This is a genomic window from Streptomyces griseiscabiei (genome assembly GCF_020010925.1).
Taxonomy (GTDB): domain Bacteria; phylum Actinomycetota; class Actinomycetes; order Streptomycetales; family Streptomycetaceae; genus Streptomyces; species Streptomyces griseiscabiei.
The window spans coordinates 645,168-658,218 of record NZ_JAGJBZ010000001.1; the positions used below are offsets into that span (position 1 = coordinate 645,168).

Below are 13,051 nucleotides of genomic sequence, written 5' to 3' on the forward strand. Positions count from 1 at the left end.
CACTTCCCGTATATCCCTGTCACATCCGTCCCGTCAGTCTCGCGTGCAGGGTGCGGGCGGAGGGATCGGTGAGCGAGGCGATCTGGTCGACGATCACCCGCTTGCGGGCACGGTCGTCCGGGGCCTCGTCGAACAGGGCACGGAACTGGGGTTCGAGGCCTTCCGGGGCGCGGGCGGTGAGCGCCTCGGCGAGTTCGGCGACGACGATCCGCTGGTCGGCGCGGAGCCGCTCCTGCTCGGCCCGCTGCATCACATAGCGGTCGGCGACGGCCTTGAGGACCGCGCACTCCAGCCGTGCCCCGCGCGGGACGACCAGTTCGGCGGCGTACCGGGTGAGGGGGCCGCTGCCGTACGTCTGCCGGGTGGCGCCCTCGGCGGCCAGGCAGAAGCGGCCGATGAGCTGGCTGGTGGCGTCCTTCAACCGGGCCTGGGCGACGGCCGTTCCGTCGTAGCCGTGGGGCCACCACTCCTGGTCGAGGAGGCGGTCGAGGGCCTCGCCCAGCTCGGCGGGGTCGGTGCCGGCGGGCGCGTACCGGTCGCGGGCGACCTCGAACACCGCCTGGCGTTCGGGCTCCGCGTGCAGGCAGTTGGGGTCGATGTGGCCCGCGTGCAGGCCGTCCTCGACGTCGTGCACGGAGTACGCCACGTCGTCGGACCAGTCCATGATCTGGGCCTCGAAGGTGGTGCGGGTGCCGGGGGCGTCCTTGCGGACCCAGTCGAAGACGGGGCGGTCGTCGTCGTACACGCCGAACTTGGGGGACGCGGGGTCGGTGGGGTGACCGCCGCGCGGCCAGGGGTACTTGGTGGCGGCGTCCAGGGCGGCGCGGGTGAGGTTGAGGCCGACGCTGACGAAATCGCCCGACTCCGGGGAGGGCACGAAGCGCTTCGGTTCGATGCGGGTGAGGAGGCGCAGGGACTGGGCGTTGCCCTCGAAGCCGCCGCAGTCCTCGGCGAACTCGTTCAGCGCCTGTTCGCCGTTGTGGCCGAACGGGGGGTGGCCGAGGTCGTGGGAGAGGCAGGCGGCCTCCACGAGGTCGGGGTCGCAGCCGAGGGCGGCGCCCAGCTCGCGGCCGACCTGGGCGCACTCCAGGGAGTGGGTCAGACGGGTGCGGGGGCTGGCGTCCCAGGTGTGGGTGCGGGTGCCGGGGGTGACGACCTGGGTCTTGCCGGCGAGTCTGCGCAGCGCCGAGGAGTGGAGCACGCGGGCGCGGTCGCGCTGGAAGGCGGTGCGGCCGGGGCGTTTGTCGGGCTCGGGGGCGTAGCGCTCCGCGGCGTGCTGGGTGTAGTGGGCCGGGGTGTCGTGGCTTGTCGGGGTGGTGTGGTCGGGGGGTGGGGTGCCTTCCATGGTTCGACAGTACGGGGAGGGTGTGACAAAAGGGGGCCTACTCGTCTGCCGGGTGCGGATCGACGGCGGGTGCGGGGTGCGTCGTGGCTTGTCGCGCAGTTCCCCGCGCCCCTTAGAGGGCGCCCCTGTGGTCCGGCGTCTTCCAGCGCCCCCTAGGCCGTCGCCAGCGCCGGGAGGGGCCTCGTCCTGGTTGTCAGGGACTCGTCGTAGCGGTGCAGGACCAGGTTCGCCATGGCCGGGTGGGCGCCCAGGGGGGCCGCGGCGATCCACGGGGCCTGGGCCGCGCACTCCCTCGCGAAGCGGCCGGGGGCCGTGAAGTAGGAGGCGAGGGCTGTGCGGGTGCGGCCCTGGGCGGCGAGGGTGCGGACGGCTTCGGCGACCGTGGGGGTGGCGGCGGAGGCATACGCGGAGAGGACGGGAACGCCGAGACGGTCGGCGAGGAGCCGGGCCGTACGGCCGGTGTCCTCGGCGGCGTCGGGGTCGCGGGAGCCGGCGGCGGCCAGCACGACGGCGCTGGTGCGGCGGGTGGCGTCGTCCATGCGGGTGCGCCAGCCGGCCTCGACGAGGCGGGTGCGCAGGGCCTCCACGAGGAGCGGGTGCGGGCCGAGGGGGGCGGCGAGGCGGGTGCGGGCCCCGGCCGCCGCGGCCATCTCGGGGATGTCCTGCTTGACGTGGTAGCCGCGGCTGAGGAGGAGGGGGACGAGGACCGCCTCCCGGTCGCCGAGCGCGGCGAGGGTGTCGGGGAGCAGGGGCTCGTTCAGCTCGATGTGGCCGAGGTGCACGGAGAGGCCGGGGCGCTGTCCGCGGACGCGCTCCATGAGGGCGCGCACGGTCGCCAGGGCGCGCGGGTCGCGGCTGCCGTGCGCCACGAGGACGAGGGCGGGCGGGGCCGGGCGCCGGGTTCCGTCGCGGGAGACACGGCTGAGCTGGGCGGCCAGTTGGCTCGTGATCAGGTTCATGATGTGCGCCGTACTGTCGAGGTCCGCGTTCGACTTGTTCGTCGTCGCCGTCATGGATCGATGGTGCCGGGGAGAGGTTGCCTGCCCGTTGCGCGGTGGTCACGGGTCTTTTCCGGTAGTTCACCGTGCCGGACAGGGCTGTGTGAACCCCTGCGACCTGGCACTTCTCCTCGTTCGAGTGAAGATTGTCACGCCGGGCGGTGAACCGGAGCGATGCGGATGACGTCTTCGTTGGGCGGGATGACGGGTGCGATCGGCTTCTCCGGCGGCCCGTCGGAAACAAGCGGGACACATAGCGGGATGCACAAGGGCCCCTCGGGGGGTCCGAGGGGACGGGGGCCGCGGTGGGGCGTGTCGAGCGGGTGGTGCGGGTCGCGCGCGGCGTACGGCTGCCGCGTACGCGGACCGGGCGGCGGCGGGCCGTGCAGGCGGTGATGGTGCTGTGCGTGCTGGCGCTGCTGCCCTCGACCTGGATGTTCACGGCGGCCGGTGACCGGCTGCGGACCACGGCCGACGTGCCGCGCACCGAGGTCGCGGTGGTCTTCGGGGCGGGGCTGTGGCAGGGCGAGCCGTCCCCGTATCTCGCGCGGAGGCTGGACGCGGCGGCCGAGCTGTACCGCTCGGGCCGGATCAAGGTGGTGCTGGTCACCGGCGACAACAGCCGGGTGGAGTACGACGAGCCGGACGCGATGCGCGGCTATCTCACCGGGCACGGGGTGCCGGACGACCGCATCGTCAGTGACTACGCCGGGTTCGACACCTGGGACTCCTGCGTCCGCGCCAAGAAGATCTTCGGGGTGGACCGCGCGGTCCTCATCAGCCAGGGCTTCCACATACGCCGGGCGGTCGCGCTGTGCCAGGAGGCGGGCGTCGAGTCGTACGGCGTCGGCGTGCAGGACCGGCACGACGGGACCTGGTACTACGGGGCGACCCGGGAGCTGTTCGCGGCGGGCAAGGCCTCGCTGGACGCGCTCTTCGAGCCGGACCCCCGCTTCCTCGGGCCTGAGGAAACGGGGGTCGAGACGGCGCTCGCGCTCGCGTCGGCGGGTTGACCCCTCAGCGGATCGACCGGTCGGTCAGTGCTTGACGGTGCCCCAGGTGCCCTGGTCCACGGCGCAGCCCCACTTCTTGCCGTCCGAGGTCTTGCCGTAGACGGCGAACTTCACCTCGTAGAGGTCGGTGCGCAGCATGCGGGTGCTGACCTTGAACGCGGCGCTCTTGCCGGGCTTCAGGGTCTTGGCGGCGACCTTGACGATCTGGTTGGTCTTCTGGGTGATCCGGGCGCCCTTGGTGGTCACCGTGGCCTTGCCGAAGCGGAGGCTCTTGGTGTTGGTCACCTTGAGGCTGACGTCCTTGAACGTCGCCTTCTTGCTGGAGTTCGTCAGGCCGAACCGGAGACCGCCGTTGGTCACCCAGTTGTTCTGGTCGACGTAGAACTTCTTCAGGTAGGTGATCTTGATCGGGCAGCTGGCGGCGGCCTGCGTCCCGGCGGCCGGACGGGTGTCGGTGGACGCGGCGGACGCGGCACCGGCCAGGCCCAGCTGGGCGGCGGTGAGCGCGCCGGCGGCCCCGAGGACGGCGACGGTGGTGCGCATACGGTTCACGGTGATGGTTCCTCTTCCCCCTACGGCCCTCGCACGGGCCACGTGACAGGACGTACGCCGCGCGGGGATCACGGCCCGACCCCCGTCGTCTGTGGCGCCCGTAGTTCTTAGCACGCGGGAGCCGAACAGGTGGACGGCAAGCGCTTGAACGGCCCCTTTCGGTGACAGAACCGGGACATGGGAACCCCCCGCGTTCACCCTGCTCCTCACGTCGGCCCCGGGCCCGCCGGGAGGTCCCCGTGCCGGTCGCGTAACGGGGGGCGTCCCGGCACGTAACACGTCCGACGCACGCTGGGCGGTATGCCGAACTCCGCGACGCCCACCCACTGCCCGTACTGCGCCCTGCAGTGCGGGATGAACCTGACGCCCGGTGCGGACGGGTCCGAAGGTGCCGTGGTGGTGACGGAGCGCGCGGACTTCCCGGTGAACCGGGGAGCACTGTGCGGCAAGGGCCGTACGGCCCCGGCTGTGCTCTCGTCCCGGGTCAGGCTGACCGGTCCCTTGGTCAGAAGGGCGGGCCGCCTGGAACCCGCCTCCTGGGACGAGGCACTCGACCGCATCGCCGAGGGGCTCACCCGCACGCGTACGGAACATGGTCCGGACGCGTGCGGGGTGTTCGGCGGCGGCGGACTGACCAACGAGAAGGCGTACGCGCTCGGGAAGTTCGCGCGGGTGGTGCTGGGCACCTCGCAGATCGACTATAACGGGCGGTTCTGCATGTCCTCGGCGGCGGCGGCCGGGATGAAGGCGTTCGGGCTGGACCGGGGGCTGCCGTTCCCGCTGGAGGACATCCCGCGGACCGGCTGTGTGATCCTCGTCGGCTCCAATCTCGCGGAGACCATGCCGCCCGCGCTGCGGTATCTGACGGAACTGCGCGAGAACGGCGGCACGTTGATCGTCATCGATCCGCGCCGCACCCGTACGGCAGAACAGGCCGATCTGCATCTGGCGCCGCGCCCCGGCACCGATCTCGCCCTGGCCCTCGGGCTGTTGCACCTGATCGTGGCGGAGGGACGGACGGACGAGGAGTACATCCGGGAGCGGACCGCCGGGTGGGAGGAGGCGCGGGCCGCGGCGATGGCGCACTGGCCGGAGTACGTGGAACGGATCACGGGGGTGTCCGTTCCCGAACTGCGGGAGGCCGTACGGCTGTTCTGCGAGCCGGAGCACGCGATGGTGCTCACCGCGCGCGGGCCCGAGCAGCAGTCCAAGGGCACGGACACCGTCGGCGCGTGGATCAACCTCACGCTGGCGACGGGCCGGGCGGGCAGGCCGCTGTCCGGCTACGGCTGTCTCACCGGGCAGGGCAACGGGCAGGGCGGGCGCGAACACGGGCAGAAGGCCGACCAGTTGCCCGGCTACCGCAAGCTGGTCGACCCCGAGGCGCGCAGGCATGTGGCCGAGGTGTGGGGCGTCGACCCGGACTCGCTGCCGGGGCCCGGGCGGAGCGCGTACGAGCTGCTGGACGCGCTGGGTACGGACATCAGGTCGCTGCTGCTGATGGGCTCCAACCCGGTGGTGTCGGCACCGCGCGCCGCGCACATCGAGGACCGGATCAAATCGCTGGACTTCCTCGCGGTGTGCGATGTCGTGCTGTCGGAGACGGCGGCGCTGGCGGACGTCGTGCTGCCGGTGACCCAGTGGGCGGAGGAGAGCGGCACGACGACCAATCTGGAGGGGCGGGTGCTGCTGCGGCGGCAGGCGATCACCCCGCCCGACGGTGTCCGCAGCGACCTGGAGGTCATGCACGAGCTGGCCGACCGGCTGGGCGTCGAGAAGGGCTTCCCGACCGACCCCGAGGAGGTCTTCGAGGAGCTCCGGCGGGCGAGCGCGGGCGGGCCCGCCGACTACTCGGGGATCACCTACCGCCGGCTCGCGGAGGAGAACGGGGTGTTCTGGCCCTGCCCGGCACCGGCCGACGGGGCTGGGTCCTTGACTGCCGCCGACGGGGTGGGGGGCCTCGTGGCCGCCGAGCCGGAGACTGCCGGGGCCGCCGCCGGGGTGGAGGCGTCCGCCGCCCCCGCTGTCGCCGGAGTGCACCCCGGTACCCCCCGGCTCTTCCTCGACCGGTTCGCCACGGAGGACGGGCGGGCCCGGTTCGTGCCGGTGTCGCACCGGGCGGCCGCGGAGGAGCCGGACGCCGAGTACCCGGTGCTGCTGACCACCGGGCGGGTGGTCGCCCAGTACCAGTCGGGGGCCCAGACCCGGCGGGTCGACGAGCTGAACGCCGCCGCGCCCGGGCCCTTCGTGGAGATGCACCCCCGGCTGGCCGAGCGGCTCGGCGCGGCGGAGGGCGAACCGGTCGCCGTGGTCTCCCGGCGGGGCCGGGCCGTGGCACCGGCCCGGATCACGACCGGCATCCGCCCCGACACGGTCTTCATGCCGTTCCACTGGCCGGGCGAGGGCCGCGCCAACACCCTCACCAACCCCGCCCTCGACCCCACCTCCCGCATGCCGGAGTTCAAGACGTGCGCGGTACGGGTGGAGGCGGTGCGGGAGTAGGGGCGCCGCCGACACGGCGCGGGAGACGGTGACCGGCTCCCGGCTCCCTGCTCCCTGCTCCCTGGGCGATCTCGACAGCAGCGACACCCCGTTAACTTGAACATTCATGCTCTCTGATGCGTAGATCCCGTGTGGGTATCCCGAACGTTGCACCGAGGATGGGGACAGCGGACGCACAGCTCGCCGTGGACACTGGGGAGCACAGCCGACCCGGGGGGATCGCATGCCGCAGCACGACAGTCATCAGTGGGTCGACTCGTTCCCGTGGAGCCTCGCGTACCGCTGGGGCCATTCCGCGCTGACCGCCGACTTCGACCTGAGCGGTGACGCGCCCGGACTGCTGCGCGTCCGCCGCCCCGACGAACCCGAACCGGGCCCCGAGGAGGGCGCCACCGGCACCGGCACCGCGCTGCCGCTGGTCCGTCTGACCCTGCTCGGCGACGACACGGAAGCGGGCGGCCGGCTGAGATACCGGGCGCACCACTCCACCTACGGCGGCACCGCACCCGGCACCGCACCCGGCATCGCGTCCGACTGCGCCGCGGGCCCGGACTGGCACCGGCTGACCTTCGAACTCCACGACCCCACAACCGGGTTGACCGCCTTCGCCGAGTACGCCTCACCGGACGGCGTCCCCGTGCTGCGCTCCCGCGTCCGGCTGCGCCACGACGGCACCGGGACGCTCACCGTGGGCGCGGTCGCCAGTCTTCTCCTCGGCGGACTGCCCTCCTCCGACGAGCTGTTGGTCCTCCACGCGCACAACGACCGTCTCGGGGAGTCCCGTTGGCACACCGAGCCCCTGCGGAACTCCGTCCCCGGCACCGGGCACGCGGCGGCACGGCGTGCCGGACGGGGCGGCCTGCGCACGGACGGGCCTCTCGCGACGGGCGCACTCCGGCACCGTAGGGACGGGCGCGCCTGGTTGTGGCGGATCGAGTCGGCGGCGGGCTGGGCGTGGGAGGCCGGCGAGTCGGCGGGCCGGACGTATCTGGCGCTCGGCGGACCCACCCACGACGAGCACCGATGGTGCCAAGTCCTGGCGCCGGGCGCCGAGTTCACGACCGAGTGGGCCGTCCTCGCCCTCGGCACCCGCTTCGACGACGCGCTGTCCGCCCTGGCCGCCTGTCGCCGCGCCCTGCGCGACCCGCGCGACCGTGCGGACGCGCTGACGGGCGAGCCGGTCACCGACTGACCGGACGCGCACCGCGGCGCGGGCCCCGCGCCGCACCCGGATCAGCCGCGCGGGCGGTGCGTGCGCCAGTCTCCGCCGTCGATCGGCTTCCCGCCGGCCCGCAGCCCGGCGGCCACGTGCGGGGCGGCGACGTAGACCCACGCCCGTACGGCCGTGCCGTCGGCGAGGATCGCCTCGCGGGCCACCCGCTCGTAGAGGTTCGCCGGGTCGTCCGGGGCGTACTCCTCCAACTCGTCGAGGGTGCGCAGGAGTTCGGCGTAGGACTCGGGTCGCGCGGTGACCAGTTCACCGCTCACCCCGGCCCGGGCCGCGGCCCCGTCCGCTGCCCCGCCGGTCTCCACCGCGTAGGGATAGCCGGGGCCGTCGTACAGCGTCATGCCGTACATCCGGGCCGGCTCCTCGGTGCGGGTGCGGCCGCGCAGGAAGAGGTCGTGGTTGACCTCGCCGGGGCGGAGGGTGCCGTAGACGAAGAAGGGGAGCACCGTTCTTCTCTCCTGGGGGTGCGGACGTGGCCGGACGTACCGTGCGCAGGCCTTTGCAGAAACGATTCTCACCCCTCACACATCCCCCTGGTGACGCCCTGGACTCGGCCTGTCATGCCCACTTAAATCGGACGACATCCGTGGTCGCTCCACCGACCACCGTCCCTGGGAGACCGATGAGCCGAATACGGCACCCCCGACGCCCGCGCCTCGCCACCACCGGCACCGCCGTCACGGCCGCCGCGCTGCTGGCGGCGACGCTCACCCCCACCGCGGGCGCCGCCGACCGGCCCGACCGGGACACCGCGATCGCCGACGCCGCCGACGTCCTGCGGGACCGCGCGACGAGTCTGGGGCTCACCGCGGACCAGGACACCACCGTACGGGACGTGATCGTGGACGCGGACGGCGCGCGGCATGTCCGCTACGACCGGACCTACCGCGAACTCCCGGTGCTGGGCGGCGACTTCGTCGTCCATCTCACCCCCGGCGGCGAGTTCCGGAGCGCGGACCGGGCGACCGTCCGGGAGATCACCGTCCCCACCGTCACCCCCGCCGTCAAGGCGCCCAGGGCCGCCGATCTCGCCGCCGCCGCGCTGCGCGCCGCGAACGTCGGCGAGACGCTCCGCAGGCTGACGTCCAAGCCCCGGCTGGTCGTCGACGCCCTGCACGGCGCCCCGAAGCTGGCCTGGCGGACGGACGCGCTGGCCCAGGACGAGGCCGGCAACCCGGTCGCCCGTACCGTCGTCACGGACGCCGTCACGGGGAAGCAGATCGACGCCTGGGACGCGCTGGAGACCGCGACCGGCGACGGCAGGTCCCTCTACTCCGGCACGGTCCCCCTGGAGACCACCGTCTCCGGGTCGGCGTACCAGCTCAAGGACCCCACGCGCGGCAACACGTACACCGGTGACGCGGCGAACCAGACCGACCTGTGCGTCCTCGGCATCTGCGTCCGGCGCGCCCCCGCGACGCTCTTCACGGACGCCGACAACCACTGGGGCACCGGCACGGCCGCGGACCGCGCCAGCGCCGCCGTCGACGCGCAGTACGGCACCGACACCACCTGGGACTACTACAAGAAGGTCCACGGCCGGAACGGCATCGCGAACGACGGCCGGGGCTCGTACAACCGCGTCCACTACGGCAACGCCTACAACAACGCCTTCTGGGACGACAGTTGCTTCTGCATGACCTACGGCGACGGTGACGGGAACCTGCTCGGCCCGCTCGTCTCGCTGGACGTGGCCGGTCATGAGATGAGCCACGGCGTCACCTCCGCGACGGCCGACCTGACGTACTCGGGCGAGCCGGGCGGGCTGAACGAGGCCACGTCGGACATCTTCGGGACCCTGGTCGAGTTCCACGCGGACAACGCCTCCGACCCCGGTGACTGGCTCGTCGGCGAGAAGGTCGTCCGCCCGGGTCTCGGCAGGCCCGCGCTCCGGTTCATGGACCGGCCCAGCAAGGACGGCTCCTCGGCGGACTGCTGGACTTCCTCGGTCGGGAACCTGGACGTGCACTACTCCTCGGGCGTCGCCAACCACTTCGCGTACCTCCTCGCCGAGGGCAGCGGCACGAAGACCATCGGCGGCGTCGAGCACTCCGGCACCACCTGCGACGGCTCCACGCTGACCGGCATCGGCAAGGACAGGCTGGGCGCCGTCTGGTACCGGGCCCTGACCGTCTACATGACCTCGTCCACGAACTACGCGGGCGCCCGTACGGCGACCCTGAACGCGGCGCGGGACCTGTACGGGGCGGGGAGCACGGAGTACGGCGCGGTGGCGGCGGCGTGGAGCGCGGTGTCCGTGGGCTGACGTCGCCCGAGGGTCGTTCACGTGGCGGCGCCGGGGAGCCGTGTCCGGTTCAGCGGCGCTCCTGCCACCAGCGGGTGAGCGTCTCCGCCTTCAGGTCGAACTCCTTGTCGAGGAAGGAGTCCGGGGTGTGCAGGGTGGTGCGGCGGCCGTCCGCGGTGTGGAGGGTGATCCGGCGTACGCCGAGAACGCGCCGGACCTCGAAACGCCGAACGGCCGTCCAGGGCACGCGCCTGCTCCGGATGCCGCGCATCACGAGGGCGTCCTCGGTCAGGGTCAGTTCGTCCTGGCGGCGCAGGACCGCGACGACCACGGTGGCCGTCAGCGCCCCCGAGAGGCACTGCCGCAGCGTGGCGCCGTCCATCGGGTCGGAGGCCAGGGCGAGGCCCGCGTACAGCAGTGCCGTGCCGCACAGGAACCCCAGCAGGACGGGCAGGACGGACTGGAGCAGGCCCGGCTTGTACGTGATCGTCATCGCGTGGGCGTTCCTGTGGGTCAGGGCGAGGGGAGCGGGAGGGCGTCCGTGTAGCCGTTGGAGGGGCGGGTGATCCTCTTGATGCCGTGGGCGTCGAGGGCCGCCGCGGCGGAGCTCGTGCCGAGGGTGCCGCCGGGGTGCCAGGTGCCGGTGAGCGTGACCCAGGCGTCGGCGGGCGGGGACGCGATGCCGTGGACGCGTACCTTCACGAACTGGGCGTCGGCGGCGCAGCAGCTGAAGATGACCCGGGTCAGATACCAGCCGGAGGTCCCGTCGCCCGCGGCCCCCTTGTCCGGGGTGACGAAGCCGGTCAGCCGGACGAGGCGGCCGTCGATGGCCCGGTGGCGGTCCTGCTGCACGCGGCGGGTGAAGTCGGTGAGCGTCATCGGAAGGGGGGAGGTCGCCGGCAGGGCGTCGAAGTCGTCCTGGTCGGTGACCGTCACCGCCTTGGGAGCCTCACGGGAGGCGGTGTACGCGCCGATGGCCGGCGGGGCGTAGAAGAGCAGGCTCAGCGCGGGGAGGAGCAGCAGCCAGGCGACCCGGGGCGGGGTGGAGTGGTCATGGCCGTGACCGTCGTCGTGCTGGCCGTCGTCGTGGCCGTCGTGGTGACGGTCGTGGCTCTCCCGCTCGGCGCTCCCGTCTCGCCCCTGTCGCCACAGCGACCATGCCTCCGCCGCGCCCAGGGCGAGCAGCAGGAGACCCGAGGCGACGAGGAGGGGGTGCATGCCCGCCTTGACGTAGCGCAGGTAGTGGTCGGTGAGGACGGTGGCGTGCAGGAGGCCGAGGCCGCTGAGGAGGAGAAGGAGCGCCTGGAGGGGGCGTTTCACAGGAGTACCGCTCCGATCAGGACGCTGCACAGGATCGCGACGACGACCGTCGCGGCGGAGAAGCGGACCGCGAAGGCCCGGCCGAAGGTGCCCGTCTGCAGGGCGATCAGCTTCAGGTCGACCATGGGGCCGACCACCATGAAGGCCAGCCGCGCGGTGGGCGAGAAGCCGGTGAGGGACGCGGCGACGAAGGCGTCCGCCTCGGAGCAGACCGAGAGGAGGATGGCGAGCGCGGCGAGGAACAGCACCGACAGCCAGGGCGAGTCGGCGAAGGTGTCGAGCACCGTGCGCGGGACGAGGACGTTGAAGGTGGCCGCTGCCATCGCGCCGACGACGAGGAAGCCGCCCGCGTGCAGGAAGTCGTGCTGGAAGCCGGTCCGGAACTCGTTCCATCGGCTCTGCCCGGGGCGGTGCCCCGTGTGCCGGGCGACCGGCTTGAGCCATTCCGCGCGGCCCAGCCAGAGCCACAGCCAGCCCATCACGGCGGCCGTGACGAGCGAGGCGAGCAGCCGGGCCAGCACCATGGCGGGGCTGCCGGGGAAGGCGATGGCCGTGGCGGTCAGCACGATCGGGTTGATGGCGGGGGCGGAGAGCAGGAACGCGAAGGCGGCGGCCGGGTTGACGCCCCGGCGGATCAGGCTGTGCGCGACCGGCACCGACGCGCACTCGCAGCCCGGCAGGACGACCCCGGCGGCACCGGCGACCGGGACCGCGAGCGCCGGCCGCTTGGGCAGGACCCGGGTGAACACCCGGGCCGGTACGAACGCGTTGATGGCACCCGAGAGGGCCGTGCCGAGCAGCAGGAACGGCAGCGCCTGCACGGTGATGGAGAGACAGACGGTCCGCCACGCCTGGACGGCCGGTTCCTCCAGCCCCCGCCCGACCGCGAACAGCACCACACCGGGGACGACGGCCGCGCCGAGCAGCAGCAGGGGCCAGTGCCGGGGCCAGCTGTGATCGGGGGTGCCGTCGGGGGCTTCGCGGCGGGCGGCCTCGTGGACCACCACGGCCATCTCCGGCTCCGCCGCCGTTCTCTCCGGCTCCGCCGTCGCTTCCTCCGACTCGGCCGTCACCGCCCCGTCGGCCGGTTCCTCTGTCTTCTGCATGCCAACTCCGAATGTCCGGCTGATCGGATCGAACATAGCGGGCGCTCCCGGCGGACTCTTCAGACCCCGTCCAGAAGCGAGGCGAGGCCGTCGTCGAGCGCCGGTTCCAGGTCCTCGCCGCCGAGCGCGACGACGGCGTAGGAGCGGCGCAGGAAGCGGCGGAGCGAGGGCGTGTCGAAGCGGATCATGGCCATGCCGTGCGGGGAGTGCAGCTCGACGACCGTGTGCGACGGGCCGCACGGCCACAGGTGCACGTCGCCGATACCGGCCGGGGCGGCCAGCCCCTCCACCAGCAGGGTGCGGGCGAACGTCCAGGTCACCTCGGCGTCGTCGGTGGAGGCACCGGCCGGGAAGTCGATGTGCACGGCGAGGGGGTCGGCGGGGGTGTAGCGCAGGGTGGTGCGTACCGGGATCTCCTCGTAGTCGGGGGTGATGAGGCGGGCGCGGGCGCGTTGTTCGAGAGCGGGGGGCGTGGGCCGGGTGGGCTGCGCGGGGTGCATGAGCGGTCTCCAGTTCGGGCACTTCAGGTACTTCGGGCGCTTGAGCTGCTTCGGGCGCTTCGACTTCTTCATGTGGTTCAGGCTCTTCGGATGCTCGGATGCCGCGGGTTCGTGTGTTCGTCAGATGTTTCTTCGGTCGGCCTGCCAGGTCGACCTCTCCGGTCGGCCTCTCCGGACGACACACCCTCTCGACCGCGCCAAGACCCCCTGTATTACGCCGTTTTCAAAGTCACCCGCTGTGA

12 protein-coding genes are annotated in these 13,051 nt (G+C 72.8%); 4 read left to right on the plus strand and 8 right to left on the minus strand.

The genetic code is table 11. The features are described from left to right. Positions 1-19 precede the first annotated feature (19 nt). Both J8M51_RS02770 and J8M51_RS02775 read right to left on the minus strand, forming a co-directional pair. Positions 20-1,345, minus strand: a complete 1,326-nt coding sequence (locus tag J8M51_RS02770; protein ID WP_216589597.1) for a deoxyguanosinetriphosphate triphosphohydrolase — start codon at positions 1,343-1,345, stop codon at positions 20-22. A gap of 152 nt (positions 1,346-1,497) precedes the next feature. Next, on the minus strand, positions 1,498-2,358 hold the full coding sequence (locus J8M51_RS02775) for a sirohydrochlorin chelatase (protein ID WP_086762862.1): 861 nt from the start codon (positions 2,356-2,358) through the stop codon (positions 1,498-1,500). Between the two features lie 380 nt (positions 2,359-2,738). Here J8M51_RS02775 and J8M51_RS02780 point away from each other — a divergent pair, with 380 nt between their 5' ends. Beyond that, a complete protein-coding gene (locus J8M51_RS02780) occupies positions 2,739-3,356 on the plus strand; it encodes a SanA/YdcF family protein (RefSeq protein ID WP_236067738.1) in 618 nt (205 codons plus the stop codon). 24 nt (positions 3,357-3,380) lie between these two features. Here the strand turns inward: J8M51_RS02780 and J8M51_RS02785 are convergent, their stop codons facing one another. Next, complete coding sequence (locus J8M51_RS02785) at positions 3,381-3,908, minus strand: hypothetical protein (protein WP_086760664.1); 528 nt, start codon at positions 3,906-3,908, stop codon at positions 3,381-3,383. A 300-nt stretch (positions 3,909-4,208) separates the two neighbouring features. Here J8M51_RS02785 and J8M51_RS02790 point away from each other — a divergent pair, with 300 nt between their 5' ends. Next, complete coding sequence (locus J8M51_RS02790; RefSeq protein WP_267298936.1) at positions 4,209-6,410, plus strand: molybdopterin oxidoreductase family protein; 2,202 nt, start codon at positions 4,209-4,211, stop codon at positions 6,408-6,410. A 223-nt stretch (positions 6,411-6,633) separates the two neighbouring features. Continuing rightward, positions 6,634-7,602, plus strand: a complete 969-nt coding sequence (locus J8M51_RS02795; protein WP_256966335.1) for a hypothetical protein — start codon at positions 6,634-6,636, stop codon at positions 7,600-7,602. 41 nt (positions 7,603-7,643) lie between these two features. Here the strand turns inward: J8M51_RS02795 and J8M51_RS02800 are convergent, their stop codons facing one another. Next, the gene (locus tag J8M51_RS02800) at positions 7,644-8,084 is read right to left on the minus strand and encodes a gamma-glutamylcyclotransferase family protein (protein WP_086764164.1); all 441 of its coding nucleotides are present in this window, start codon (positions 8,082-8,084) and stop codon (positions 7,644-7,646) included. Positions 8,085-8,260: 176 nt separating this feature from the next. Between J8M51_RS02800 and J8M51_RS02805 the strand changes: the two genes are divergently transcribed. After that, complete coding sequence (locus J8M51_RS02805; RefSeq protein WP_086764166.1) at positions 8,261-9,904, plus strand: M4 family metallopeptidase; 1,644 nt, start codon at positions 8,261-8,263, stop codon at positions 9,902-9,904. Between the two features lie 49 nt (positions 9,905-9,953). On the opposite strand, the gene J8M51_RS02810 is transcribed toward J8M51_RS02805, so the two are convergent. From J8M51_RS02810 to J8M51_RS02825, 4 genes are read right to left on the minus strand one after another with little or no spacing between them, the layout of a single operon-like run. Continuing rightward, positions 9,954-10,376, minus strand: coding sequence for a hypothetical protein (locus tag J8M51_RS02810; protein ID WP_086764168.1), 423 nt, complete (start codon positions 10,374-10,376; stop codon positions 9,954-9,956). Positions 10,377-10,396: 20 nt separating this feature from the next. Next, the gene (locus J8M51_RS02815; protein ID WP_086764170.1) at positions 10,397-11,203 is read right to left on the minus strand and encodes a TIGR03943 family putative permease subunit; all 807 of its coding nucleotides are present in this window, start codon (positions 11,201-11,203) and stop codon (positions 10,397-10,399) included. Then, the gene (locus J8M51_RS02820; RefSeq protein ID WP_086764172.1) at positions 11,200-12,345 is read right to left on the minus strand and encodes a permease; all 1,146 of its coding nucleotides are present in this window, start codon (positions 12,343-12,345) and stop codon (positions 11,200-11,202) included. Before J8M51_RS02820 ends, J8M51_RS02815 begins: the two co-directional genes overlap by 4 nt. Positions 12,346-12,368: 23 nt before the next feature. Continuing rightward, the gene (locus J8M51_RS02825) at positions 12,369-12,809 is read right to left on the minus strand and encodes an SsgA family sporulation/cell division regulator (protein ID WP_256966336.1); all 441 of its coding nucleotides are present in this window, start codon (positions 12,807-12,809) and stop codon (positions 12,369-12,371) included. Positions 12,810-13,051 lie beyond the last annotated feature (242 nt).